This is a genomic window from Pseudogulbenkiania subflava DSM 22618, assembly GCF_900177275.1.
Taxonomy (GTDB): Bacteria; Pseudomonadota; Gammaproteobacteria; order Burkholderiales; family Chromobacteriaceae; genus Pseudogulbenkiania; species Pseudogulbenkiania subflava.
The window spans coordinates 119174-143744 of sequence record NZ_FXAG01000005.1; the positions used below are offsets into that span (position 1 = coordinate 119174).

Below are 24571 nucleotides of genomic sequence, written 5' to 3' on the forward strand. Positions count from 1 at the left end.
TCGATAGCGATATAACCGACAGTCTACGTCGAAACCGCGTCGGAGGGAGGTATTGACAGACAGAGAGGGGCTCCGGCCCGAGGGGTGTCGTCCACGGAAGGGGCCGCGTGCCCGGATTTAGCTGTCGTAGCGGCGGCGCAGTTCGGTGAAGGCGGTCATGAAGGGCGTCTGCACATAGGGCTTGAGCAGGGTGAGCACCTGCTTGACGCCACGCCGGCCCGACGCTTCGGTGATGACGGCCTTGGGGTGGGCGGTTTGCTCGAAGGCGAACCAGAATTTCACCACCAGCCAGATGTTGACGGAGATCGACTCGATATCGTCGTCGTCCATTTCCAGCAGTCCGAGCTGGATGAAGGCGCGGAAGTGATGGCCAAGGATGTCTTTCAGTTCGCTGTTGACGAACTGGTGGTACTCGTTCTGCAGTTGCGGGTTGCGCGCCAGCAGGCCAGGTAGATCGTAGAACATGAAGCGGAAGCGCCACATCGCGAGGAAGGCGGTGTCGAGGTAGTTCACCAGGTCTTCCACCTGTAGCTCGCGTTCGGGTGGAACCGCAAGCCGCTCGGTGATGAAGCGGCGGTATTGCAGGAAGATCTGGTGGACGATCTCTTCCTTGTTGCGGAAGTGGTAGTACAGGTTGCCCGGGCTGATCCCCAGGTGAGCCGCGATGTGGTTGGTGCTGATGCTGCGTTCACCCTGTTCGTTGAACAGCGTCAGGCTTTCCTCGACGATACGATCGTACGTCTTGATGCGTTTTCGGGTCATGGGGCAGGGGGGGCAGCAGGGTGAAGGCCGTGAGTATGCCATGGCTAGAGCTATTGCTCTACGGCCTTTTCGGGAAAACAGCGGCACATGAACTGGTGCAGAATCGCCTGCTCGACCCGATGCCTGTCCTTGGCGGGGATGGATATGCGCAGGATCAGGTTGTAGCGCTTGTCGTCGATCGGGAAGATGGCAATGCGCGGCTCTACCGACGGGGTGTCGACCAGGTGGCGGGCGGCGATACGTTCCATGTGTTGGCGCGCAGCCTGCACGTGCGGAGCGCAAGCCTCCTCGGCGGCGGCTTTCAGCAGGCGTTCGGCCTGGGCCGGCGGGACGCTGTAGGGCACCGCCACGGTCGTGACGTGCACCACGTAGTCGCCCATGTAGTTCTCGCGCACGACCGGGTGGCTCAGCAGCAGGCTGTTGGGGAAGGAGACCGCGCGGCCAGTGAGCTGGTGGGCGTCGTGGCGCGGGCCGATCTCCATGATGGTGGTGGAAAACAGATTGATGTCCACCACTCGTCCGCGCAGGTTGGCGATTTCGATATGGTCGCCCAGGTCGAAGCTGTTGCTCGTGGTGCGGATCAGCGACCCGCCCACGCACATGAAGAGCTCCTTGGTTGCCACCACCAAGGCCGCCGCGAAGGCAACCATCGACAAGGCGATGGTTTCCAGCTGCTTGGCCCAGATCGTCACCATGCCGATCAAGCCCAGAATCACCAGGCCGTTGCGCAAGCTGATCGACCAGCGTCGCCGCACCTCCAGGGGCACGTTGGGGTTGGCCGAAATGGCCCGCATCACCATAGTGCGCACCACCACGAGCAGCAGAACCAACGCCGCCGAGCGGATGATGTCGATCACATAGAGGTGGCTGAGGCTGGCCAGCCAGTCGAACAGGCGCTCCATTCGCGGCTTAGTCGTTCAGCTTGACCGCGTGTTCACGGGTCTCGTGGAAGGTGATGGCGGGCCAGCGTTCCTGCGTCAGTTGCAGGTTGACGCGGTTGGGGGCCAGGTAAGCCAGGTTGCCGCCGGCGTCGATCGACAGGTTGTTCAGGTTGCCCTTTTCGAATTCGTCCAACTTCTTGCGGTCCTCGCACGATACCCAGCGTGCCGACCAGATGCTGGCCGATTCAAACACCGCGTCCACGCCGTATTCGGCGGCCAGGCGCGACGCCACCACCTCGAACTGCAGCACGCCGACGGCACCCAGGATCAGGTCGCCACCGTTGTGTGGCTTGAACACCTGCACCGCGCCTTCCTCGCCCAGCTGCTGCAGGCCCTTCTGCAGCTGCTTGATCTTCAGCGGGTTGCGGATGCGCACCGAGCGGAACAGTTCCGGGGCAAAGAACGGAATGCCGGTGAAGGCCAGCTGTTCGCCTTCCGAAAAGCTGTCGCCGATCTGGATGTTGCCGTGGTTGGGAATGCCGATGATGTCGCCGGCGAAGGCCTCTTCCACGATCTCGCGGTCGTGCGACATGAAGGTCACCACGCTGGAGGCAGCAATGTCGCGGTTTAGGCGCAGGTGCTTCATCTTCATGCCGCGCTCGAACTTGCCCGAGCACACGCGCAGGAAGGCGATACGGTCACGGTGCTTCGGGTCCATGTTGGCCTGGATCTTGAACACGAAGCCGGAGAACGGCTCTTCGATCGGCGCCACGTCGCGCAGCGTGGCGTCGCGTGCGGCCGGCATCGGCGCCCAGTCGATCAGCGCGTTGAGAATCTCGCGCACGCCGAAGTTGTTGATGGCCGAGCCGAAGAACACTGGGGTCAGTTCGCCGGCCAGGAACTCGTCCAGGTTGAACTCGTTCGACGCGCCCTTGACCAGCTCGATCTCCATGCGCAGCTGTTCCATTTCGAGCGGGAACAGCTCGTCCAGGCGCGGGTTGTCGATGCCCTGGATCACTTCCAGGTCGAGCGTGAGCTTCTCGGTACCAGCCTCGAACAGCAGCACCTCGTCGCGCAGCATGTGGTACACGCCGCGGAAGTTCTTGCCCATGCCGATCGGCCAGGTGACCGGAGCGCAGCGAATCTTCAGCACGCTTTCCACCTCGTCCAGCAGTTCGAGCGAGTCGCGCACTTCACGGTCGTATTTGTTCATGAAGGTGACGATCGGCGTGGAGCGCAGGCGGCACACGTTCAGTAGCTTGATGGTCTGCTCTTCCACACCCTTGGCGGCGTCGATCACCATCAGCGCCGAGTCCACCGCCGTCAATACGCGGTAGGTGTCTTCGGAGAAGTCCTGGTGGCCCGGGGTATCGAGCAGGTTGACGGTGTGGTCGCGGTAGTCGAACTGCATCACCGAGGAGGCGACCGAGATGCCGCGCTGCTTCTCGATCTCCATCCAGTCCGAGGTGGCGAACTTGCCGGTTTTCTTGCCCTTGACCGTGCCGGCCATCTGGATCGCGCCCGAGAACAGCAGCAGCTTCTCGGTCAGCGTGGTCTTACCGGCGTCAGGGTGGGAGATGATGGCGAAGGTGCGGCGGCGCGCCACTTCTTCGGCAATGCGGGTCAATTCGGCGGACATGGGGCTTGAGATTGGATTCAAAACCCCAAATTTTACCCGATAACGCCCGCCGCAGACACTCCGCGCCGGATTCTTTTTCCGGTGCAGGCGTCGGCATCGGGCGCGGATTTCGTTATCATGGCCGTTTGACGTTCACCGGCCGCAGCGCCCATTCCAAAAAGCATTAGGAACGAGAACGCGAAGACAAGTTGAGCGGGGCCGCAGACAGTACAGGTAGTACGGCAAGTGCTCGCTGAGCGAATCTGAAGATTCGGACGCAGTCCGCCCGACGCAGTCGACAAAGTTATCGTTTCTAAGGCGAATTGGAATCAGGAAAGATCATCACTTATGTTTACCGGCATAGTCCAGGCGGCCGCCGAGGTCGTCCGAATCGAAGAAAAAGAACGTTTTCGCACCCACGCCGTGCGCTTGCCCGCCCACCTGCTGCAGGGGCTCGAACTGGGTGCCTCGGTGGCGCACAACGGCTGCTGCCTGACCGTCACCCGTGTCGAGGGCGATCTGGTCTATTTCGACCTGATGCAGGAAACGCTACGCATCACCAACCTCGGCGAGTTGAAGGTAGGCGGTCGCGTCAACATCGAACGCGCTGCGCGCTTTGGCGACGAGATCGGCGGTCACGCCATGTCCGGCCATATCCTGTGCCTCGCGCGTGTCGTCGAGGTGATCGAAAGCCCGAACAATCGCACCATCTGGTTCGAATTGCCGGCGGAGTACGCCAAATATGTCCTCACCAAGGGTTATATCGGAATTGACGGCATCAGCCTCACCATCGGCGCGGTCGACGGCAATCGCTTCTGCGTTCACCTGATCCCGGAGACGCTGGAGCGCACCATCATCGGCAGCCGCCAGCCCGGCGACGCCATCAACATCGAGATCGATCCGCAGACGCAGGCCATCGTCGACACCGTCGAACGCGTGCTGGCGCAGCGCAAGGACTGAAATCCGGCAGAGGGTTGGCCGAAGCGCCGGCCCCATGACCGCCGCCACGAACATCCCACGCGACCGGCACGGCCGCATGAAAGCACAAGGAAAACCGAAATGACCATCTCCCCGATTCAGGACATCATCGCCGACATCAAGGCTGGCAAGATGGTGGTGTTGATGGACGCCGAGGACCGAGAGAACGAAGGCGATCTGGTAATGGCAGCCGAACACGTCACGCCGGAAACGATCAATTTCATGGCCAAGCACGGCCGCGGCCTGATCTGCCTGACATTGACCGAAGAGCGCTGCAAGCAACTGAACCTGCCGATGATGGCGACCAACAACGGCACCAGTTTCGGCACCAACTTCACGGTGTCGATCGAAGCCGCCGAGGGCGTTACTACCGGTATTTCCGCCGCCGACCGTGCCCACACCACTCTGGTGGCGGTGGCGCGCGAGGCCAAGCCGACCGACATCGTGCAGCCGGGCCACGTTTTCCCGCTGAAGGCGCAAAAGGGCGGCGTGCTGGTGCGTGCCGGCCATACCGAGGCAGGGTGCGACCTGTCGCGTCTGGCCGGATTGGAGCCAGCCTCGGTGATCTGCGAAATCATGAACGACGACGGCACCATGGCGCGCCTGCCCGAACTGATGGAGTTTGCCGCCACCCACGGCCTGAAAATCGGCACCATCGCCAGCCTGATCAACTACCGCAGCGAAACCGAGAACCTGGTCGAGCACGTCGGTCAGCGCCCGATCGACACGCCGTTCGGCTCGTTCGATATGCACGTATTCCGCGACACCATGACGCAGGCTACCCACCTGGCGCTGGCCAAGGGGGATATCCGTGCCGATCAGGAAACCCTGGTGCGCGTGCACGAGCCGCTGTCGGTGATGGACCTGATCGATCCGCTCGGCAGCCCCCACTCCTGGACCGTGCCCAATGCACTGGAAATCATCGAGGAAACCGGCAAGGGCGTGATGATCCTGTTGCATCGCAACGAAACCGGACTGGATCTGCTGGCCCGTGCCTTGCCGCAGGAAGAAGCCCCCAAGGCAAAATGGGATGGCAAAACCTTCGGCATCGGCGCCCAAATGCTCAAATCGCTGGGAGTGGGCAAGATGAAGCTGATGTCGCCTCCGCTGAACCTGCCGTCGATGGCCGGCTTCGAGCTCGAGGTCACCGGATTCTGCCAGCCCGAACACGTCCACATCGAAATCTAGTAGAATGCACCGTTTTGTTACCGATTTGCCGCGAGGTCACCATGCTTGAAGCTATCCAGCGCATCGATTCCGATTTCAACGGCCAAGGCCTGAAGGTGGGCGTGGTCATGGCCCGCTTCAACGAGAACGTGTGCCATGGCCTGCGCGATGCCTGCCTTGGCGAGCTGCGCGCGCTGGGCGTGAACCCGGCCGACATCACCCTGGCCACCGTGCCGGGCGCGCTGGAGGTGCCGCTGGTGTTGCAGACCATGGCCAAGTCCGGCCGTTTCGATGCACTGGTGGCGCTGGGGGCGGTGATTCGCGGCGAAACCTACCATTTCGAGCTGGTATCGAATGAGTCCGGCGCCGGAGTGACCCGTGTCGGCCTCGATTTCGACATCCCGGTCGCCAACGCCATCCTGACCACCGAAACCGACGAGCAGGCCGAGGCCCGCATGATCGAGAAGGGCCGCGAGGCTGCCCGTGTCGCCATCGAAATGGTCAACCTGCGCAAGGCGCTGCGCGGCTAAGCCGTTCCCTCTGCCGGCGCCGCGTCGCGCCGCAATCGTTCTTTAAAGACAAGGATTCGCATTACATGAAAACTTCTCGCCGTCGCGCGCGCGAATTTGCCGTCCAGGGCATCTACGAGTGGGAGCTGAACCCGGACCGTCCGGCTTCGCTGATCGAGAAACACCTGCGCGAGAACGATTATTTCGCCAAGGCCGACGAAGCGCTGTTCCGTACGCTGCTGTTCGGCGTACTGAAAGATGCGGCAGAACTGTCGCCCAAGATCGACCGTTACTACGAGCGTCCGGCCGACGAAGTCAGCCCGGTCGAGCGTGCGGTCTTGCTGATGGCGGCATTGGAACTGACCCAGCATCCGGAAACACCGTACCCGGTGATCATCAACGAAGCCATCGAGATCACCAAAACCTTCGGCGGCACCGATGGTCACAAGTTCGTCAACGGCGTGCTCGACAAACTGGCCGCCGACGTGCGCCCGGACGAGGTCGCCTCGCAGCGCTCCCGTCGTGCTCACTAATAAAGCGCCTATCTTCACAGCAACACCCGCTGCCAGCGGGTGTTTTTACGTGTGTACCCATGAATGAATTTGAACTGATCCAGCGCCACTTCACCCGGCCGGCGACCAACGCCGTGCTCGGGGTCGGGGATGACGCGGCCATCGTCAGACCGACTCCCGGCCACGATTTGCACGTCTCGGTCGACATGCTGGTGGAGGGGCGGCACTTCTTTGCCGATGTCGAACCGCGCGCGCTGGGTCACAAGACGCTGGCGGTGAATCTCTCCGACATGGCCGCAATGGGGGCCACGCCGCGCTGGGCCGTACTGTCGCTCGCCTTGCCCCAACTCGACGAACACTGGGCCAGCGAGTTCGCTGCCGGTTTCTTCGGCCTGGCCGAAGCACATGGCGTGGGCGTGATCGGCGGTGACACCACGCGTGGCCCGCTCACGCTCTCCGTCACCATCTTCGGCGAAGCCCCTGCCGGCCAGGCGTTGCGGCGCGACGCCGCCCAGGTGGGGGACGACGTCTGGGTCAGTGGCGAGCTGGGCTTGGCCGCGTTGGCGGTGCGCCAGCGGCTGCGTGGCGATGTCGCCCTTCCGCCAGAGGTGCTCGCCGTCTGTCGCCGCAAGCTCGACTTCCCCACGCCGCGCGTCGCGCTCGGCCAGCGCTTGCTGGACGTGGCGCACGCCGCCATCGACGTGTCCGACGGCCTGATGGCCGATCTCGGCCACATCCTGGAGCGCTCTGGCGTCGCTGCCGAGGTGTGGCTGGAATCCTTGCCGACCTTGCCCTGGATGGCTGAAAACCGCGACCGTCTGGCCGACTCCATCGCAGCGGGGGGCGATGATTACGAGCTGTGCTTCACCGCCCCGTCCTCGGTCCGTGCCGAGTTGCAAGGGTTGGCCGAAGAACTGGACTGCACGCTGACGCGTATCGGCCGTATCGTGGCGGGGCAGGGAAGTCGTCTGCTGGACGCCGCCGGGCAGCCGGTGACTCTGCAAAGGGGCGGGTTTGACCACTTTGCGTAAACCTGACTGGGCATTCGTCCTGCGCCGTCCGGCCCACTTCCTGGCGTTCGGTTTCGGCTCCGGTCTGGCCGCGCGCGCTCCGGGTACCTGGGGCACGCTGGCCGCCTTGCCGCTGGCCGGGCTGCTGCATTTGGCTGGGGTGGACGGCATGCTGCTGGCGGCACTGTGCCTGCCCTTGTTCGTCTTGGGCGTATGGGTTTGCCAGGTGACCGGCGATGCGCTGGGGGTGCACGACTACGGTGGCATCGTCTGGGACGAGATCGTCGCCATGTTGCTGGTGCTGTCGATCACGCCATTCACCGTGACCGGTTGGGTGTTGGCATTCGGGTTGTTCCGCCTGTTCGACATCGTCAAGCCGTGGCCGATCCGCTGGTTCGACCGCCACGTCCACGGTGGTTTCGGGGTGATGCTGGACGACCTGATCGCCGCGTTGTTTGCCATGGCCGTGCTATGGCTGGCCTCCGGGGCGGGTCTGGAATGAGGTCGATCGGGGGCGGGAAACCGGCCTGAATCAGCCCCAGAGACAGCGAGGGTCTCCCGCCGCGGGCTGCTTCGTGGTATTCTTGCGCCCCTCCAACGTGACCCGTCACCATTGCATGATAGACCCCTGTGATCACTACACCCTCGACCTGATTGGCGGGGTGCGCAAAAAGCCCGGCCGCAAGCCATTGGGCGAGCGCGCGATGAGCGTGGCCGAGCGCAAGCGGCGCAGCCGCGAACTGCGCCGCAACCGCCTGCAGGAGTTGTCGATCACCGTGGAACTCAATCGCGAGGCGCAGAAGTCGCTCGACAAAATGATCGAATGGTGGGGGGTCAGCAAGAAAGAGGCGATCAACCGGGCACTGCTGATCGCCTGTCAGTCCCAGACTGGTCGTACCGGCATGCTGTTCGATGCTGATCCGCTGTTTTTGCAGCCCGATAGCGGGCAAAAGTCGAAGCGTCGCAAGTAGGAGCGTCTCGACGCTCCTTAAACCTATTCACACCGGTAGTGATAACCGCTTCTCCTGTTGCCGTGACCTGCCCCCAGGCCAGGTCACGGCAACAGGGGTTGCCGATTACCGTAGAGCTCAATCTTGAGGCGCAGTGGTAGATGGGTGAAGACACAAGCGCCGGAACCCATCAGTCCATGTACTGGAAGTCTGGATGGTTTCCTCTGCGGCTCACCCATTCAGGGGGCTGAGTTGTTAGGACGGGAAAAGGCACTATCGTCGCAACCCGTCAGTCAACGCGCAGGAGGTGCAGATGGGTTCCACGACGTTTCACCCATCCAGCGCAGGACGGACCGTCCGCCCCCTCTTTGAGGTTCCCGCCTAGCCTCTACAGCCCGATCCCGGCCAGAAACAGGAACGTGGCAAACAGTGCCACATGCGTGTAGCCCTCGATGGCGTTGGTCTCCCCGTCGTGCAGGTTGATGGTCGCCACCAGCAGGGTCAGCAACACCATGGCGGTCTGCGCGGGAGTCATCGCCATCTGGATTGGCTGACCGGTGAACAAGGCAATCCCCTCGATCACCGGAATGGTCAGCACCACGGTCGCCAGCGAGGCCCCCAGCGCAATGTTCAGTACCGACTGCATGCGGTTGGCAACAGCGGCGCGCATGGCCGTCAGAATTTCCGGGCTCGCCGAAATCAAGGCCACCAGGATGGCCGGTACGATCGCGGGCAGCCCGCTGCCCTCCAGCCCTGCGTGCAGGAACGCCGCCATCAGTTCCGACAACACCCCGATCAAACCGATGCTCAGCACCAGCAGTCCAGCGTGCTTTCCAGTTGAAATGCTCTCGGCTCCGTGTTCGTGCTCTTCCTGGTGCTCGTAGGCGTAATCGAAGAAATAGCTGTGCTTGCCGGTCTGCAGGCGCAAGAACAGGCCATAAAGCAGCACCATCGCCACGATGGTAAAGGCCGAGTAGGCCTGCCACTTTTCTTGCGGCACGAATTCGGGCACGAACATCGACACTCCTACCGCCACCAGAATCATCGACACGTAGCTGTTGCCTGAATCGAGGTTATACGGTTGTTCCCCATGCTTCAGCCCGCCGATGATGGCGGCAAAGCCGAGTATGCCGTTGATGTCCAGCATCAGCGCCGAATAGACCGTATCGCGTGCCAGGGTGGGGCCTCCGCCGGAGAGCATCATGATCGCCAGAATCACCACCTCCACCAGCACCGCCGATAGCGTCAGGATCATCGTTCCGTAGGGCTCGCCCAGCTTCACCGCCAGCATCTCGGCATGGTGAGCCACGCGCAGGGCGGCGCCCATGATGGTGGCGAGCAGGATGGCGATGGCAATAAAAACCACCGGTTTGCTCATGTGGAGCAGGCTGTGCTCAAGGGCAAAAAGAACAATCGCCACAAAAGTGGCGATCAAGAGATTTTTCTCGGTTAAAAGAGAGCTCATTTTTTTCTGTAAGAGAGATGTTCCGTGTGTGCACGGTAGAGAATCAGCCAACGCGGCGAACGGAACCGAACCAGGCGCCAGTATAGCCAGACATATTTCAGACTGAATGCCAGGAAAATGGCAATCAGCATCGGCGTATCATCCCAAAACAAGACGGCGGGGACAACGGGAGTGAGCGCAACCGACCACAGATAGGGAGCCGTCATGGCATTGCGGGAGGTCCTGTGCCGGCGATCACGCGATCCAACCCGCCAGCGAACCAGGCGCCGATAAATCATCTGGTGCAAGTGCAGGGCGTCAGGCTGGCCCACGGCCCGTGCTTGCAAGAATTTTCTGCGGAAAATGGAGAAAATCGTTTCAAACACTGGGTAGGCCATGCACACCAAGGGGAACCACGGCGACACTTCAGCATGGCGCTTGACCAGCAGCACTCCAATGATGGCGACCATGAAGCCGACCAGATAGGCCCCGCCATCGCCAGCAAAAATTTTCCCTCTCGGGAAATTCCACAAAAGAAAGCCGATCAACGTCCCTATCATGATCAGACTGATCGCCAGCATCTGGGGCGCGCCAACCTGCCAGGCCACGATGGCATAGGCACTAAAAATGATGGTGCAGACACCGGCAGAGAGGCCGTTATAGCCATCGATGATGTTGATGGCGTGAGACACCCCGCCAACGGCAAACATCGTAAAAATCAGGGCTAGAACCCAGTAAGCAGACAACAAACTGTCGAGCAGCGGGATGTCCAGACGATAGATGCCGGCATCCATCGCAAAGAAAGCACAGGCTGCGGCAAAGAACGCCGCAAGAAGGCGGGGCAGTGGACCGATCTTCTTCGTCAGGTCTTCGATCAGGCCGGAGCCGAAGGCGGGCAGGGCGCAGAGCATCAGGTCGTCAGCCAGGCCCCAGTCCTCACTTTCGGCCAACAAAACGGTGACACCCACCACTAGGCCTGCCATCAGTGGGATGCCGCCTATCCTGGGAACGGCATAGCTATGAAATTTTTGAATACCGGAGGTGTCGTGATCTAGGGAGAAGCGGGCATGGAGCGATCGGGAACGTAGAATAATCCAGCCTACCGCAAACGACATCGCCAAGGCGGCGAAAAAGCTTGTCAAAAGCATAACCAAAATGACCAAAAATGCATTAATTGTTGTTATGCAACATAATATGCGTTTGTCGTCAATATGGCAATATTACCAATAAATAAAATTATGAATTACAAAAAATGTAGATATTAAACATCAAATTTCCATAGAAAATATTTATCATGATGGGAGGGCGGAGTAGACGCACTATACGGTCTGCCTCCGAGAACTAATGCGGGGTTGTACCCAATCGCTTGGTAATGGCCGTGGGTCATGCCACTGCGGATCAGCCTCCTGATGTGCTAGGAGACGCATGAAGCGCCGTGAGGAATTTCGAGCTGGAGATCACGCTGTTATCTTAGATGGCTGTCGTGCTCGGTCAGCGCCACGGAGAGTGTGGCTCTGACCGTGTCGACGATCACCATTTAGTCATGTAGTGACCGATGCTGCGTACGGTAGCCAGTGAGTGTTGCATGCTGGCCGAATCGTCTCCATCAGGTGTTGGTTCTGTTCGGTGCGCCGTGAGCCTGTGTCAGGCTATCTATGATTTTCTTGGAGGCGGACTCTACAGAGAAATGTTCAATTAAAAGCTTCCTTGCATTTTCTCCAAGGCGCTTTCTGGTTCCTGGCTCAGATGCCAATTTTCGGGCTGACTCGAGGAGTTGTGCATCTTCTCCATTCACAAATGCGAAGCCAGCCTCATGGTGCTGGATAATGTCCAGCAAATCATTTCCATGGTTTACACTTCCGAGAATGGGTATCTCGTTCACCATGTAACCCAGTAATTTTCCAGGGAAATTATGTGCTGTATGGTCACGGGAAAGGCTGAATAAACCTATGTCCACTTCATGAAGCAATTTCTTGAAAGCGTCTTGGGATATTGGGGGGAGATAAGTGGCATTGGTTAAAGCATGCTCCTGGATAAAACTTTGTACTAAACCGACCTCGTCACCTTGGCCAATAAAAAGAAAATGAGAATACGAGTCATCTTTCATGGCAAGAGCCAGCTTCATGAGGTTACTCATGTCTTGGGCATGGCCAATATTGCCACCATAAAAGAAGATAACTTTATCCTGTAAACCGAGTTTATGCCGGAGGCTGTCCTCTTTGGATGGCGCAGAGGAGGGCTCCTGGCTAGCCCAATTTGGGAGGATACAAGTTCTTGTTATTGTTGGATGATTTTTCTGGAAAAAAACCTGGTTATTCAGGGACATCAAGCCGATATGGTCCGCAGCCGCATAGCTCTTTCCCTCATGGTGGCGAAAATAGCGAGCAATTGGGGAGCCTTCTTTTATCATCCCGTTATCAATGACCCATTGAGGAAAAAGGTCTCGCAGTATCAGGAAAGATGGGCAGTTCCAGGTAGATTTGATGCGGTTTACTAACCCGCCAAAAAAGATGGATGGCGAGTAATAGATGATGCTATCTACTTTTCGGGATTGAATATAATTTTTTGCGGCTCCCCACGCTCTTCTCGAGAGAAGAGATTCGTTAATGGCTCTTCGTACCTTAGAGATGTCTTTTACCGGTCCACTTCGGAAACGAAGAATGGGAATCTCGTCTACAGCATCCTCGACCAACCGTTGCTTCTGATGACTAGGCCCTGGGGTAATCACGAATGGCTCATGGCCTTGGCGGAGTAATTCCAAGGCCAGTTCGTGCATCATCTTTGCGCCGACTCGTGTACTGTCGGGGAGGTAGTCGTCAATGATTAGCGCCAATCGCACTTTAGTTCTGCCTCCACACAACTCGTTTCACATAGTCGGTGTAACTATGGATGATGCGTACCACCTTGTCCGACACATTGGGCATGGAGTAGTCAGCTACCTGCCGCAACAGGCGTTCTTCGCCACGGGGCTGATCTTGAAGGATGCTGAGTGCTTGCATGACACGTTCGACATCCAGGCCTGTCATCATCACGGAGGCCTCTTCCATGCCTTCGGGGCGCTCATGGGCCTCCCGAATATTAAGCGCAGGGAAGTTGAGAATGGACGACTCCTCGGTAATCGTGCCGCTATCGGACAGCACCGCGCGCGACGTCATCTGCAAATGTACATAATCAGTAAAGCCGAGCGGCTTCAATAGTCTTACCTGGGGATGGAAAACCAGCCCCTTGGCATCGATACGCTTCTGTGTGCGGGGGTGAGTGGATACGATCACAGGCTCGCCGTAATGCTCCGCTACCGTATTCAATGTTTCGGCCAGTTTGCCGAGATGGATGTCGGAATCGATGTTCTCTTCACGGTGTGCACTTACCACGAAGAACCTGCCTTGCTCCAGGCCCAAGCGTGACAGCACATCGGATGCCTCGATATTGTGGAGATAGTGCGTCAACACCTCGAACATCGGGCTGCCGGTCTTGATGACGCGGTCCGGCGACAAGCCCTCCCGCAACAGATACTCGCGGGCGATGTCACTGTAGGTCAGATTGATATCAGCCGTATGGTCGACGATGCGCCGGTTGCTTTCTTCCGGGACACGCATGTCGAAGCAACGGTTACCCGCCTCCATGTGGAAGATCGGGATCTTCCGGCGCTTTGCAGGGATGGCGGCCAGGCAGCTGTTGGTATCGCCCAGTACCAGCAGTGCGTCCGGTTTTACTTCTTCAAGAACGCGGTCCACTGCAATAATGACTTGGCCGATGGTTTCGGCTGCATTTTTGCCGGCAGCGGACAGAAAATAGTCAGGCTTTTTGACGCCAAGATCATCAAAGAAAATCTGGTTCAGCTCGTAATCGTAGTTCTGGCCGGTGTGAATCAATACATGGTCACAGTACTGATCAAGGCGTGCCAGCACCCGAGACAGGCGGATGATCTCCGGTCGGGTGCCGACAACGGTGGCAACTTTCAGTTTTTTCATTTCAAACCTTGTGCGCGATAGTGTCCGGATTTTGCCGGTCAAAAATTTCGTTGGCCCACAGCATGACGATCATCTCGTCATCGCCAATATTGGTGATGTCATGCGACCAGCCGGGAATAGTTTCGACCACTTGGGGCTTGCTACCGTCAACCAGTACCTCCAGGTATTCGTCGGTCACAATATGGCGGAAACCGAAGCGTGCCTTACCCTTGATCACCAGAAATTTCTCGGTCTTGGTGTGGTGATAGTGGCGGCCCCTGGTAATGCCGGGGTGGGCGGTAAAGAAACTGAACTGCCCGCAATCCGGGGTTTTTAGCATCTCGACGAACACCCCCCGCGCGTCGCCATAGGCAGGCAGATCGTAGGCAAACGATTCGGGCGGCAGAAAACTGATATAAGTCGCATACAGTGCACGTACCAAGCCTGTGCCTACTCGCTCGGTAATCAGCGAGGAGCGGCTACCGTAGAAAGCCTGCAACTGTGCCGCCAGCTGGCCGACAGTGGTGTCATACACCGGTTCGACATCCAGGTAACCCGCATCGGTGCTATCTGTTACCAGCAGACTGACAAACCGCTTACACACATCATCCACATATACCAAGCGTAACGGCGCTGCTTGATCGTGGATCGTGACGGGCTCCCCACGGCTGATCTGGTGGCAGAACGTGGCAACGGCAGAGTTGTAGAAAGGGCGGCTCCATTTGCCGAAAACATTCGGTAAACGAAACACGGCTACCCGGGCGCCAGTGCGCTCGCTGTAGGCCAATAGCAGTTGCTCGGCCGTGGACTTGCTCACGCCGTACGGATTGTCTCGATCCGCCTGGGTGGAGGAACTGAACACGATCGGTACTGCTCGGCCTAGTTCATCCAGAAAACTGACCAGCTTCTCCGTCAGCCCCACATTGCCCTGTGTGAACTCGGTCACATCCTGTGGGCGGTTCACCCCAGCCAGATGGAACACAAAATCCGTTTCGGCCAACGCCTGCTTCAGATTGGCATCATCATGCTCACGGCCAAAACAGATCACATCGTCAAAGCCGGATTCACGCAGAAAAAACAGCAGGTTGCGAGCGATAAAACCACTGGCTCCCGTCAGCAGGATTTTCATTTATGCCTCCGGTTCTACCGGCTGACCTTCGCAGATGGCACGGATAAAGCTCAGCTTGTAGAGCAAGGCTTCCATGCCGTCCACATCAAGACGCTGGGTGTTATGCGAGTTGTAGTCTTCTTGCTCAGTAATCCGCACATCACCCTGCTCAACGAACTTACCGTAGTTAAGATCACGCAGATCCGGCGGTACGCGGTAGTAATCGCCCCGGTCTTCGGCGCATGCCATCTCTTCGCGGCTCAACAGAGCTTCATAGAGCTTCTCACCGTGACGGGTGCCAATGACATTGATCGGGTGATCCGGTTTGTCGAGAATGCGCCGCAATGCCTTTGCCAGTGTTTCCACCGTCGCTGCCGGTGCTTTCTGTACAAAAATATCTCCGTTATTGCCATATTCGAAGGCATACAGCACCAGTTCTACCGCATCTTCCAACGTCATCATGAAGCGTGTCATGGAAGGGTCGGTAATGGTAAGCGGTTTGCCGGCACGAATCTGATCGATAAACAGAGGGATCACCGAACCTCGCGATGCCATGACATTGCCGTAGCGGGTGCCGCAGATAACGGTCTTGTTTTCATCGACACTGCGCGATTTCGCCACCATGACCTTTTCCATCATCGCCTTGGAAATCCCCATGGCGTTGATCGGGTAAACCGCCTTGTCCGTGCTTAGGCACACCACGCGTTTCACGTCGTTGGCAATAGCGGCTTCCAGCACGTTTTCAGTACCCAAAACATTGGTTTTGACGGCCTCCATCGGGTGGAACTCGCAGGACGGTACTTGTTTGAGTGCAGCCGCGTGGTAGATGAAATCCGCCCCACGAGTAGCATTTAGAATGCTGTTGTAATCGCGTACATCCCCGATATAGAACTTGAGTTTTGGGCTGTTGTACTTCTTGCGCATGTCGTCCTGCTTTTTTTCATCCCGACTAAAGATGCGAATCTCGCCGATATCGGTATTCAGGAAGCGACGAAGCACAGCATTGCCAAAAGAGCCAGTGCCACCGGTAATTAACAAGGTTTTTTTATTAAACATGCTGAATCCAAAAGGTTGATATAGATTTACTGGGCAGATGCAACAAGGCATTCCAGATATTGCCGAGCCCGGTCTGACGCATTTGAAAAAGATAAAGCATGCTGACTTGCAGCGTGCAAAGCAGTTGATCTGTCATTACCACCCTTTAGGTAGGCAGCAATCTTGGCGGCAGCATCCGCAGGGTCAAGTGGGTCAAAATAGTGGGCATGCTCTGCACAGACATCCCGGTTGAAGGGGCGATCGGAGGCAAACAATGGACGTTCCATCACCATCGCTTCCAGTGGCGTTGCAGAGAAACACTCCAGCAAGCTTGGGAAAATGACCGCATCCATGCTGCGATAAAAAGCCGGGCACTGGGCAACGGCCAGTGACCCCGCATTCGATACCGCTGCGCGGAAAGTTTCGTCACAGGCCGCCCATTCTTCATTGGTAAACGTCACATGCACACTGGCGCGGATGCCGTGCTCGCGACGCAGAATCTCGATCAGCGCCGGGAAAATCCGCGTGTTCTTGTGTGGATAGTTGCGCCCCACAAAGCCCAGCCGGATATCGCAGCCGGTATCGTCCACGGCCACCGGCTGCCAGCTCTGTGGCGACAGATACAGCGACGACAGGCAATTACGAACCACGCGGATAGACGACGCGGATGCCAGGCCGTGACGCAGCAATCCGTCTCGCACATGATCAAGTTCGACCAGCAGCATGTCGGCACGGCGGAAAAAGGCTGCCTGTACCGCAAATTTCAGACGGGCCTGCAAGCTTTGGCGCCAGCCCAGCGCACGATAGGCATCGTTGTCCGGGCAGATAATCCAAGCCTGGGCAAAGCCGGTAATGTTGGCAGCAGTCAGCCTCCAGACATACAGCGGGCCAAACACCGTTAGCACCGCATCGAAGGCCTGCATGCGGCGCGCCAGTGGCGAGCGCAGCATCTTCAGTCCGAAACTGTTGACCACTTCATAGGCCGGCAAAGCCGACAGGTCATACCCCAGCTGCCGCAAATTGGCATCCACCACATCGGACGCCCACACCACCAGGCCGGCAGGCAAGGCCGGTAACAGGGTCAGTTCGCCGATTACCGAGGTCGCCACCTGGACACCGCCGCCGACGTGGAGATTGCTGGCATTGATCAAAAATCTTTTCATCACTTGCCGTCAAAAAAACCTACATAAAAATCTAACTAAAAAGGCCGAAAACAAACCTGCCGTAACATATGCAACCGACGAAAGAAGATCACCCCGAAGAACAAAAAACAACGCACCACAAAGATAAAGGTAAACAGCGCCAAAATATGAAATTCGCTCGCCAGAACGGCCGTCAAAAGAATATTTTCTGTCCAGTCTCGCCATAGCAAAAGCAATAACAACAGCAAACAAGAAAACACCTAAGACGCCAAAATTTGCGTACCCCTCCGCCAAAAAAGGCATTGATATGTTATTGAAAAAATACCCCAATTGTTCTGCAATTTCATAACCACTACCAACTGGCTTGTTCGGCCAAATAAAGCGCGGAACATAAAAAAACAAACTTCCCAGCATTTGATAGCCATATGTTACAAAATCAATCTGAACGACTCTGGCAAAATTTTGATAGGCATCAAAATGCCCTTCAAAGAAAAAATCTGCGCTAGGTAAAATACTTAAATCCTGAAAACTATCAAATTTTCTAAATTGATTTAGAAAAGGAAAAATTATAAAAATTGCAAAAACCAGAAAAAGCGAAAATATTTTTCCTGCTCGCAGCGCAGGAAAAAATATCAACAAAACAGGAATATAAACAAAGCCAACCATGTACCGAGCAACACCAGTTGGAAATACACTTAAAATCAAAATAAAAAGTAAAATTGTGGTTAAAATCTTCCCCGATTTATTTTGCGTATACCCATACAGAAAGCAAAAAAATGGAACCATCCTTGAAGTCATTGTCAATAGCAGAGACAATGACGAATTCTCAACGGTATTATCACGATCCTCTCCGACAATGCCCCTAAGAAATATTTGAGCCAGAGAGAAGTTATTAATAAGAAGCAAAACAAAAAAAGAAAGCAAAGCCAATAAAACAAGCAACACACCAACTTTTTTACTTGGAGCTTTATTTTGCAGTAAATCGGCAACCGGCAAAAACTTAAAGCCGCCGCCAAAATAATAAACCAATAAAATCAAAAAATTAGACATGAAGATTAAGAAATTTGTTACCAAATAATCTTCATCCCCCAAGCTTCCGCCGCCCCAAAAAATAATATTATTAGAATAATGAACCCAAGGGACTAGCGCCAAAAATATAAAAGAAAACAAGTAATACAACCTAAGCAAAGAAATCTGCTTTAAGCCAAAAAAAGAAGCAAGAAACACAGATTGAACAGCAAGAGCAAAAAAAGTCAGCCCGACAAAGTCAAAATTCAAATCCAAGCTAACAGCAAAAACAAATGAAAAAACAGTCAAAAGGGCAAAAAACCCAAAAGCCCCCTTTTCAACAAGAATCTTTCCATGAGAAATGTTCATGCAATATATTTTCTTATCGTGGGATACAGGCCTTTCACAACATTGTGCGCAGCCTCATCTTTTAACATTAGATTCAAAGCGCCAGATCTAGACGCCGAATAATATGCGCAAACAAAATCAACGTTATATTGCTTGTCGTACACAACCTCCCTGGCCAACTCTCGCTTCAGCAAGGCAAACAGCGCGGCAGGATTAGCAACCGGCACCACGTCCTTGTGAAAGTCATAAAAGACCTTGCCAAACATGAAGACCTTTTTGCCCAGCAATACCGCCTCGTAACCCACGGTACTGGTCAGGGTAATGACGGCACGAGACTGCTTGATAAGCAGCTTGGTTGGCGCATTAGGATGCAGCAACCGGACATTGGGTAGCTTGCGTACCTTGTTGTAAAACGCCAGCGACGGATAACCCCAGGCACTGATGTGGTCTTTGACGTACAGCTTCATGCCCTGCGGCAGGTTAAAGGCAATATTGCGGATGACCTCATACTCGTCCAGATACGTACCTGCCAGAATGGAAGTGGACGACTCAGGATGAAAGTGCATCGGGTACAGCAAAAAGGATTCACCTTCTACCGCCTGTTCGTAGCGGTTGCGGATAAGCTTTAGCTTGAACTTGCGCTTTACACTGCGCCAGAACAGGTTCAGATAGGTACGCAGCGGATTGCCGATCTGGAATGCGTGGTAGCTGTCATCCCCGGCATGGCGCAATACCGTCAGCACCCTTTTGAATTTGTCTGCCTTGACGTACTTGCGGATCAGGCTGGTATTGTCCAACCCGTTGATCTTCATGTAGTCCGGAACAATCGTCTCGATATTGGACAGGTAGTCTTCACTCCATGCCCGCACGTCGGGCGCCACTTCACGCTCACCGGAACGAATGGCCTTGAACATCTCGGCTGGCTCGTCGTCATTCAGCGGATCATCGGTAATGGAGAAACGCCCCGGCAGACGCGAACCACCCACGCCGCAGTAGCGGGCACCATGTTTTTCGGCAACAAACAGGGCAAAGTGGGCCAGCGTGTTGGAGACGTTTTCATACAGCACGGTATCAATGCCGTGACGCTGGAAGATTTCCTCGAAATAGCTCAGCAAGGCACTCTTGAGCCGCTCGAAGTAATCGTGATCCTTGGTACCCCAAATACCGTATACCTCGGCGCGCTCGAAATCGGACAGCAGCGCCGCATTGAGGTTACGGTCGGCATACTTTGCCAGCAGGGCCGGATTGGTCTGGTGCACGGCAAAATAGGCAGGGAATTCGTAAATCTCGAATCCCAGCGCATCCAACCCGTTGGTATCACGCGACAGCTTGCTGTCGACCGCAACCACGATCTTGGCCCCGTCTTCATGGAAGCACTGGGCCAGGCTATTGAAAAAGTAATGGTAGTTTGGTGCACCATTCGACAGCAGCAGGATATTCATTACGCGCCAAAGCCCCTGATTTTTGCAGCTTCAACCGGCGTATTGGCACGGATGTTTTGCGTGACGGCCTTGCCGATGATCTGGTCGACCATTTTGGGTGGCAGGCCGAAGCCGGGACGTACGCTGCGTACGGCATCCTCGGTAATGATGTCGCCTGCTTTCAAGTCTTTTACGAAGTAAAGGGAGCGACGGAATTTGACATTGCCTTGTTCACTGGACTTACGGCCATAGTCCACATTACCCAATGCTGCCCAGGCCGTGCGTGCACCATCACACAAGGCTTTCATTTCTGCCGGTTCCAGCGAGAAACTGTCATCCGGACCGCCACCGCTACGATCCAGGGTGAAGTGTTTCTCAATGATCGACGCACCCAGTGCCACACTGGTGATCGCCGTTGTATTGTCTAGCGTATGGTCGGACAAGCCGGTAACCAAGCCGAAGCGGTGGATCATGTCCGGGATGGTGCGCAAGTTGTAGTCTTCTGCTGGCGCTGGATAACCGCTTACGCAATGCAAAATCGCCAGTTCTTTGCAGCCGCCAGCTCTGGCCGCATCGATAGCTTCCTGAATCTCTTCCGCATCTGCCATGCCGGTCGAGATAATCATGGGCTTGCCGGTGCTGGCCACGTACTTGATCAGCGGCAGATCGACGGCTTCGAATGAGGCGATCTTGTAGGCCGGTGCATTCAGGTCTTCCAGCAAATCTACGGCGGTGCGATCGAACGGCGAGCTAAAAATGGTAATGCCCAGCTTGCGGGCATGATCAAATAGCGGGGCATGCCATTCCCAAGGAGTATGTGCCCATTCGTAGAGTTCATAAAGCGTTCTACCAGCCCATAAACCGTCATTGATTTGAAAATCAGGGAGGGAGCTCTTAAGTGTGATCGTGTCGGGACGATAGGTTTGTATCTTTATCGCATCTGCCCCAGCCTTTTGGGCCGCATCAATCAGACTTAAAGCAACGGTAAGGGCACCATTGTGATTGGCTGACATTTCGGCAATAACGTATGGGGGGAATTCATTGCCAATTTTTTTCCCCGCAATCTCTATGTGGTTTTTCAATTTAAATTTTCTCCAGAGTTAATTTATATTTGCAACCATGCATAAAAAAGAATGCGGGAAATCGTTCTGGATCACATACACGCATTAAGTCAAACTGTTCTGCTATGCTTTTTTTAGGGTCAAGTTTGCTATCTTCAGGCCCCCTTAGCCGATAGTAGACATTGTCACTTGATAGTTCAGATTGCGGCTGGGGGGTCAAGGAATAAAAATTATCTACTGCGAAATCCATTAGCAGTAGTTCAGCTTCAAATATTGTGGAGTTTATTTCATCCCATAATGCATTTTTAGGGATTGAGCAGTGAACTTTTGACCATATGTCGCCACTATCAATTTTATCGGCAGCCTCTAGCAGGCTAACTGTTATTGCTGTCTTGCCCTCGAGTATTTGCCAGATATGAGGGTTCCATCCCTTTCCATTTGGCAAGTCGCTTGCATGGATTACCAGCGTTTTTTTATATTTTTCTTTTTCGTGGTCTTCAATTTTCTGGCCACATGAAATCAAAAAAAGAATATCGCCACCTGTGGCATCTTTTTTTTCTCTAATCAACCGAATGTCGTGACTCAATGAATTTTTCGACATCCACTTCTGCAAATACGCATTCACTGGATGATGTTCTGATGTGCAAATAATTGTTATGTTCATTTTAAATTATTGTCTTTACGATCAAAGAGGTCCCGTTGCCAGCGCTAATATTTCTTGCAGAAAATGACATGTCTTGCAGAAAAACCTGTTGTGTGACCAATGAATTCAGCGCAATCGATAATTGATGCGGGAAGTTTTCATTGTTTGGTGGCTCCAGAACTAATGCAGCCCCGCATTGCTTTAATTGATTAGTGATGAACCGCTGATTTTCTGCCAGACAAATTACGATACTTGGTAAGCCAAGGCAGCATCGTTCCCATGAGGTACTACCGGCCGCACCTATGGCCAAATCGGCATCGGCCATCAGTTGTGCCATATTGCTGACATTGACCTGCACGTCCACCGGCCAGGGCAAGGTTTCGGCCAACGTTGTTACTTCGTTCAGCCATGGCGCAGTGGCACCCATGACCACGGTAATGCGGCAGTCGAGCGGCAGGCTGCTGCCGGATAGGGCTTGCAGTACATGCCCAGTGGCATTGTCCTTATCCACGCCGCCCATGGTAATCAGCAGCGTGCGCAGCGCGCCTTTCTGGCGCCGTTGTAGGCTGTATGGCCGCAACGCGGCAAATTCGGGGCGCAACAGCGCATAGTTCGGCCCCAGCAAGCAGGTGCAGTACGCCGGCACTCGGGCCACATAATCTGCATCGGTACGGCCAAGATTCTGGTCCAGCAGCAGGTCGCAATCGTGCTGGCGGTCGGCCAGATCATCGATCACCATCAGCCTGGCCACATGGCGTCGCTGCGGTGTTTCCCAGCGCGCATCCAGTGCGTAGTGATCGACAACCAGCCAGTCCGGCTTTAGGTGTGAAAGTAGCGCGGCAGTCTCAGCAGCATCCTGCATCATGCTGGCACCCAGCCATGCGGCATGCGCCAACGGATTGGCCTGTGCCGGCACGCCGGGCACAAGCTCCAGCAGGTGTACCTGATAGCCCCGCTGGCGAATAAACGCAGCCAGATTGCCGTCGTGGGCGCGGCAGATGAAATGGCAGCCCGCACCGGATGCGGTCAACGTATCGGCCAGCGTCAGGCAGCGCATGACATGCCCGGTGCCCATTTGCAGGGACGCATCGGCACGGAACACGATGGTCTTGCCGGTCTGCTTCATGCTGGGGCCTGCATCACGCGAAACATCATTTCGGCGCGCGTCCAGTCTTCCGGTGTGTCGATATCCTGTACCCGGTGTCTGGGCAGAATGACCGGCACCGTGTTGCCCGAGAAAATGGGTTGGCCCGAAAGCCAGGCATTGGCCTGACCCCAATAGAATTGGCCCGCATCGTGATAAGCCTCCTCCAGGTCCTGGGAACGGGTTGTAAAGTTCTCTGGCGCAAACATCTCAACTCGGCCAGCTTCCGTAATGCGCACAGCCCGCTGAATGGGGAAGGGATAGCTGGTAACAGAAAAGGCATAGTCGGCTTGAGTCAGCTCGATGGCTTCGAGACCTCGGTTCAAATCCTCAGCGGCAACAAAAGGTGCCGTGGCATAGATGCAGCAGATCAAGTGTGGCTTTTCTCCCTGCTGTTGTTGCCACTTTATGGCATGGGCAATAACTGGGATGGTGCCGGTGTGATCATCCGACAGCTCTGGCGGGCGCATAAAGGGCACATCTGCGCCATGGGCACGTGCAACGGCAGCAATTTCCTCGTCATCGGTCGATACGATGATGCAGTCAAAACAACCACTGATCCGTGCTGCCTCGATAGAACGAGCAATCATGGGCTGGCCGCAGAAGTCTTTGATGTTTTTGCGCGGGATACGTTTACTACCGCCGCGAGCGGGGATGACCGCCAGTTTCATACGCCAAGTGCCTCTTTGAGCGTTGCGATGACTTCATCCTGCTGGGCTTCGGATAAAGTCGGATACATGGGGATGCTGATGGCCTCGGCGTAATAACGTTCAGCCTCAGGGAAGTCTCCTTCCTTGAAGCCCATGGCCTGGTAATACGGCTGGGTATGCACCGGGATGTAATGGAGGTTAACGATGATGTTTTGGGCCCGCATGTATTCAAAGACTTCGCGATGAGTGCGGCTGATCTTGTCCAGTTGCAGGCGGATCACGTAAAGATGCAAGCCGGAATAGCCATCCGGGTGTTGCCAGGGGGTGGTTATCGGCAGTGACTTCAGCAGTTCGTCGTAGCGACGGGCCAACTCATGACGACGAGCGACATACTGTTCCAGGCGGGTCATCTGGCTGGCTCCCAATGCGGCCTGAATATCCGTCATGCGGTAGTTGTAACCCAGCGCCACCTGCTGGTAGTACCAAGGGCCATCCATGTCTTTGGTCATCAGTTCCGGATCACGAGTAATCCCATGGCTACGTAATAGACCGAGGCGGGTTGCCAGTTCACGATTATTGGTTAGCGCCATGCCACCTTCAGCGGTGGTGATAATTTTGACCGGATGGAAACTGAATACGGTAATGTCACTGTAATGGCAATTACCAATTGGTTCACCCTGATATTTACCGCCAATGGCATGCGATGCATCTTCGATGATCTTAAAGCCGTAACGTTGTGCAAGAGCATGGATTGCCTGCATGTCACAAGGCTGGCCGCAGAGATGTACCGGCACTACGATCTTTGGCAAGCGCCCAGCTTGCTCTGCTGCGTGTAGTTTTTTTTCTAGTGCCTTGGGGCAAAGATTGTAGGTTTTGGGATCGATATCGACAAAATCTACTTTGGCGCCGCAATACAGTGCACAGTTTGCGGAGGCTACAAAGGTGTTAGGCGTAGTCCATAGCCAATCATCAGGCCCGAGCCCCAGTGCAAGACAGGCAATATGTAGCGCAGAGGTGGCACTGTTAACAGCAAATGCGTGCTTGGCACCGCAATGCTCCAAGACGGCTTGCTCGAAACGAGGAATCGCCGGCCCTTGGGTGAGGTTGGTCGAATGCAGTACTTGTACGATGGCATCAACATCGTCTTGTGTTATATCTTGTCTTCCATAAGGAATCATGGCTGGCAAACTTTCCTATTGATATCTAACTGTTATGTTCCTGGTGGCTTTA

General features: G+C 55.6%; 24 protein-coding genes. 7 read left to right on the forward strand and 17 right to left on the reverse strand.

The window, feature by feature from the left end:
• Positions 1–117: 117 nt before the first annotated feature.
• Genes B9N72_RS06545 through B9N72_RS06555 form a run of 3 tightly spaced genes read right to left on the reverse strand, consistent with a single transcriptional unit; the run spans position 118 to position 3282 of the window.
• Positions 118–762, reverse strand: a complete 645-nt coding sequence (locus tag B9N72_RS06545; RefSeq protein ID WP_085275624.1) for a TetR/AcrR family transcriptional regulator — start codon at positions 760–762, stop codon at positions 118–120.
• 50 nt (positions 763–812) lie between these two features.
• On the reverse strand, positions 813–1664 hold the full coding sequence (locus B9N72_RS06550) for a mechanosensitive ion channel domain-containing protein (RefSeq protein ID WP_085275625.1): 852 nt from the start codon (positions 1662–1664) through the stop codon (positions 813–815).
• A gap of 7 nt (positions 1665–1671) precedes the next feature.
• Positions 1672–3282 (reverse strand): peptide chain release factor 3, encoded by a 1611-nt coding sequence (locus tag B9N72_RS06555; protein WP_085275626.1) that lies wholly within the window; start codon positions 3280–3282, stop codon positions 1672–1674.
• A 327-nt stretch (positions 3283–3609) separates the two neighbouring features.
• Between B9N72_RS06555 and B9N72_RS06560 the strand changes: the two genes are divergently transcribed.
• From B9N72_RS06560 to B9N72_RS06590, 7 genes are all read left to right on the forward strand, one after another.
• Complete coding sequence (locus B9N72_RS06560) at positions 3610–4221, forward strand: riboflavin synthase subunit alpha (RefSeq protein ID WP_085275627.1); 612 nt, start codon at positions 3610–3612, stop codon at positions 4219–4221.
• 99 nt (positions 4222–4320) lie between these two features.
• Complete coding sequence (ribBA, locus tag B9N72_RS06565) at positions 4321–5427, forward strand: bifunctional 3,4-dihydroxy-2-butanone-4-phosphate synthase/GTP cyclohydrolase II (protein ID WP_085275628.1); 1107 nt, start codon at positions 4321–4323, stop codon at positions 5425–5427.
• 41 nt (positions 5428–5468) lie between these two features.
• Positions 5469–5936 carry a 6,7-dimethyl-8-ribityllumazine synthase gene (gene ribH / locus B9N72_RS06570; RefSeq protein WP_085275629.1) on the forward strand — a complete coding sequence of 156 codons (468 nt, stop codon included), beginning with the start codon at positions 5469–5471 and terminating at the stop codon, positions 5934–5936.
• Positions 5937–6001: 65 nt separating this feature from the next.
• Entirely contained in the window at positions 6002–6448 is a 447-nt protein-coding gene (gene nusB, locus B9N72_RS06575) for a transcription antitermination factor NusB (protein WP_085275630.1), read from the forward strand.
• 59 nt (positions 6449–6507) lie between these two features.
• Positions 6508–7458, forward strand: coding sequence for a thiamine-phosphate kinase (thiL, locus tag B9N72_RS06580; protein ID WP_085275631.1), 951 nt, complete (start codon positions 6508–6510; stop codon positions 7456–7458).
• Entirely contained in the window at positions 7442–7939 is a 498-nt protein-coding gene (locus tag B9N72_RS06585) for a phosphatidylglycerophosphatase A family protein (protein ID WP_085275632.1), read from the forward strand. Before thiL ends, B9N72_RS06585 begins: the two co-directional genes overlap by 17 nt.
• Before the next feature lie 115 nt (positions 7940–8054).
• Positions 8055–8408, forward strand: a complete 354-nt coding sequence (locus tag B9N72_RS06590) for a hypothetical protein (RefSeq protein ID WP_085275633.1) — start codon at positions 8055–8057, stop codon at positions 8406–8408.
• A gap of 367 nt (positions 8409–8775) precedes the next feature.
• Here the strand turns inward: B9N72_RS06590 and B9N72_RS06595 are convergent, their stop codons facing one another.
• The 14 genes from B9N72_RS06595 to pseC all read right to left on the reverse strand — a co-directional run bounded on the left by B9N72_RS06595 (position 8776) and on the right by pseC (position 24519).
• Positions 8776–9765 carry a calcium:cation antiporter gene (locus B9N72_RS06595; RefSeq protein WP_234985897.1) on the reverse strand — a complete coding sequence of 330 codons (990 nt, stop codon included), beginning with the start codon at positions 9763–9765 and terminating at the stop codon, positions 8776–8778.
• 83 nt (positions 9766–9848) lie between these two features.
• Complete coding sequence (locus B9N72_RS06600; protein ID WP_085275635.1) at positions 9849–10979, reverse strand: MraY family glycosyltransferase; 1131 nt, start codon at positions 10977–10979, stop codon at positions 9849–9851.
• A gap of 458 nt (positions 10980–11437) precedes the next feature.
• Positions 11438–12610: a glycosyltransferase family 4 protein gene (locus B9N72_RS06605; RefSeq protein ID WP_200810892.1), complete on the reverse strand. Its 1173-nt coding sequence runs from the start codon at positions 12608–12610 to the stop codon at positions 11438–11440.
• Between the two features lie 61 nt (positions 12611–12671).
• A complete protein-coding gene (wecB, locus tag B9N72_RS06610; RefSeq protein WP_085275637.1) occupies positions 12672–13802 on the reverse strand; it encodes a non-hydrolyzing UDP-N-acetylglucosamine 2-epimerase in 1131 nt (376 codons plus the stop codon).
• Between the two features lies 1 nt (position 13803).
• The gene (gene wbjC / locus B9N72_RS06615; protein ID WP_085275638.1) at positions 13804–14910 is read right to left on the reverse strand and encodes a UDP-2-acetamido-2,6-beta-L-arabino-hexul-4-ose reductase; all 1107 of its coding nucleotides are present in this window, start codon (positions 14908–14910) and stop codon (positions 13804–13806) included.
• Entirely contained in the window at positions 14911–15945 is a 1035-nt protein-coding gene (locus B9N72_RS06620; RefSeq protein ID WP_085275639.1) for a polysaccharide biosynthesis protein, read from the reverse strand.
• A gap of 26 nt (positions 15946–15971) precedes the next feature.
• Positions 15972–17075 carry a glycosyltransferase gene (locus B9N72_RS06625; RefSeq protein ID WP_159453023.1) on the reverse strand — a complete coding sequence of 368 codons (1104 nt, stop codon included), beginning with the start codon at positions 17073–17075 and terminating at the stop codon, positions 15972–15974.
• Positions 17076–17096: 21 nt separating this feature from the next.
• Positions 17097–18443: an O-antigen polymerase gene (locus B9N72_RS06630; protein WP_085275641.1), complete on the reverse strand. Its 1347-nt coding sequence runs from the start codon at positions 18441–18443 to the stop codon at positions 17097–17099.
• Positions 18440–19864: a capsular polysaccharide export protein, LipB/KpsS family gene (locus B9N72_RS06635; RefSeq protein ID WP_085275642.1), complete on the reverse strand. Its 1425-nt coding sequence runs from the start codon at positions 19862–19864 to the stop codon at positions 18440–18442. Before B9N72_RS06635 ends, B9N72_RS06630 begins: the two co-directional genes overlap by 4 nt.
• On the reverse strand, positions 19864–20925 hold the full coding sequence (gene pseI / locus B9N72_RS06640) for a pseudaminic acid synthase (protein WP_143477764.1): 1062 nt from the start codon (positions 20923–20925) through the stop codon (positions 19864–19866). The genes B9N72_RS06635 and pseI overlap by 1 nt, the downstream gene beginning before the upstream one ends.
• 1 nt (position 20926) lies before the next feature.
• Positions 20927–21505 (reverse strand): hypothetical protein, encoded by a 579-nt coding sequence (locus tag B9N72_RS06645; protein ID WP_200810893.1) that lies wholly within the window; start codon positions 21503–21505, stop codon positions 20927–20929.
• 64 nt (positions 21506–21569) lie between these two features.
• Positions 21570–22673 carry a UDP-2,4-diacetamido-2,4,6-trideoxy-beta-L-altropyranose hydrolase gene (pseG, locus tag B9N72_RS06650; RefSeq protein ID WP_085275644.1) on the reverse strand — a complete coding sequence of 368 codons (1104 nt, stop codon included), beginning with the start codon at positions 22671–22673 and terminating at the stop codon, positions 21570–21572.
• On the reverse strand, positions 22670–23362 hold the full coding sequence (pseF, locus tag B9N72_RS06655) for a pseudaminic acid cytidylyltransferase (RefSeq protein WP_085275645.1): 693 nt from the start codon (positions 23360–23362) through the stop codon (positions 22670–22672). The genes pseG and pseF overlap by 4 nt, the downstream gene beginning before the upstream one ends.
• Complete coding sequence (gene pseC / locus B9N72_RS06660; RefSeq protein WP_085275646.1) at positions 23359–24519, reverse strand: UDP-4-amino-4,6-dideoxy-N-acetyl-beta-L-altrosamine transaminase; 1161 nt, start codon at positions 24517–24519, stop codon at positions 23359–23361. Before pseC ends, pseF begins: the two co-directional genes overlap by 4 nt.
• Positions 24520–24571: the final 52 nt, after the last annotated feature.

What these genes read in the sequence shown, in the direction of transcription:
- B9N72_RS06545 (WP_085275624.1), bottom strand. Translation starts at nt 762, where the DNA reads ATGACCCGAAAACGCATCAAGACGTACGATCGTATCGTCGAGGAAAGC.
- B9N72_RS06550 (WP_085275625.1), bottom strand. Translation starts at nt 1,664, where the DNA reads ATGGAGCGCCTGTTCGACTGGCTGGCCAGCCTCAGCCACCTCTATGTG.
- B9N72_RS06555 (WP_085275626.1), bottom strand. Translation starts at nt 3,282, where the DNA reads ATGTCCGCCGAATTGACCCGCATTGCCGAAGAAGTGGCGCGCCGCCGC.
- B9N72_RS06560 (WP_085275627.1), top strand. Translation starts at nt 3,610, where the DNA reads ATGTTTACCGGCATAGTCCAGGCGGCCGCCGAGGTCGTCCGAATCGAA.
- ribBA (WP_085275628.1), top strand. Translation starts at nt 4,321, where the DNA reads ATGACCATCTCCCCGATTCAGGACATCATCGCCGACATCAAGGCTGGC.
- ribH (WP_085275629.1), top strand. Translation starts at nt 5,469, where the DNA reads ATGCTTGAAGCTATCCAGCGCATCGATTCCGATTTCAACGGCCAAGGC.
- nusB (WP_085275630.1), top strand. Translation starts at nt 6,002, where the DNA reads ATGAAAACTTCTCGCCGTCGCGCGCGCGAATTTGCCGTCCAGGGCATC.
- thiL (WP_085275631.1), top strand. Translation starts at nt 6,508, where the DNA reads ATGAATGAATTTGAACTGATCCAGCGCCACTTCACCCGGCCGGCGACC.
- B9N72_RS06590 (WP_085275633.1), top strand. Translation starts at nt 8,055, where the DNA reads ATGATAGACCCCTGTGATCACTACACCCTCGACCTGATTGGCGGGGTG.
- B9N72_RS06595 (WP_234985897.1), bottom strand. Translation starts at nt 9,765, where the DNA reads ATGAGCAAACCGGTGGTTTTTATTGCCATCGCCATCCTGCTCGCCACC.
- B9N72_RS06600 (WP_085275635.1), bottom strand. Translation starts at nt 10,979, where the DNA reads ATGCTTTTGACAAGCTTTTTCGCCGCCTTGGCGATGTCGTTTGCGGTA.
- B9N72_RS06605 (WP_200810892.1), bottom strand. Translation starts at nt 12,610, where the DNA reads ATGATGCACGAACTGGCCTTGGAATTACTCCGCCAAGGCCATGAGCCA.
- wecB (WP_085275637.1), bottom strand. Translation starts at nt 13,802, where the DNA reads ATGAAAAAACTGAAAGTTGCCACCGTTGTCGGCACCCGACCGGAGATC.
- wbjC (WP_085275638.1), bottom strand. Translation starts at nt 14,910, where the DNA reads ATGAAAATCCTGCTGACGGGAGCCAGTGGTTTTATCGCTCGCAACCTG.
- B9N72_RS06620 (WP_085275639.1), bottom strand. Translation starts at nt 15,945, where the DNA reads ATGTTTAATAAAAAAACCTTGTTAATTACCGGTGGCACTGGCTCTTTT.
- B9N72_RS06630 (WP_085275641.1), bottom strand. Translation starts at nt 18,443, where the DNA reads ATGAACATTTCTCATGGAAAGATTCTTGTTGAAAAGGGGGCTTTTGGG.
- B9N72_RS06635 (WP_085275642.1), bottom strand. Translation starts at nt 19,864, where the DNA reads ATGAATATCCTGCTGCTGTCGAATGGTGCACCAAACTACCATTACTTT.
- B9N72_RS06645 (WP_200810893.1), bottom strand. Translation starts at nt 21,505, where the DNA reads ATGTCGAAAAATTCATTGAGTCACGACATTCGGTTGATTAGAGAAAAA.
- pseG (WP_085275644.1), bottom strand. Translation starts at nt 22,673, where the DNA reads ATGAAGCAGACCGGCAAGACCATCGTGTTCCGTGCCGATGCGTCCCTG.
- pseF (WP_085275645.1), bottom strand. Translation starts at nt 23,362, where the DNA reads ATGAAACTGGCGGTCATCCCCGCTCGCGGCGGTAGTAAACGTATCCCG.
- pseC (WP_085275646.1), bottom strand. Translation starts at nt 24,519, where the DNA reads ATGATTCCTTATGGAAGACAAGATATAACACAAGACGATGTTGATGCC.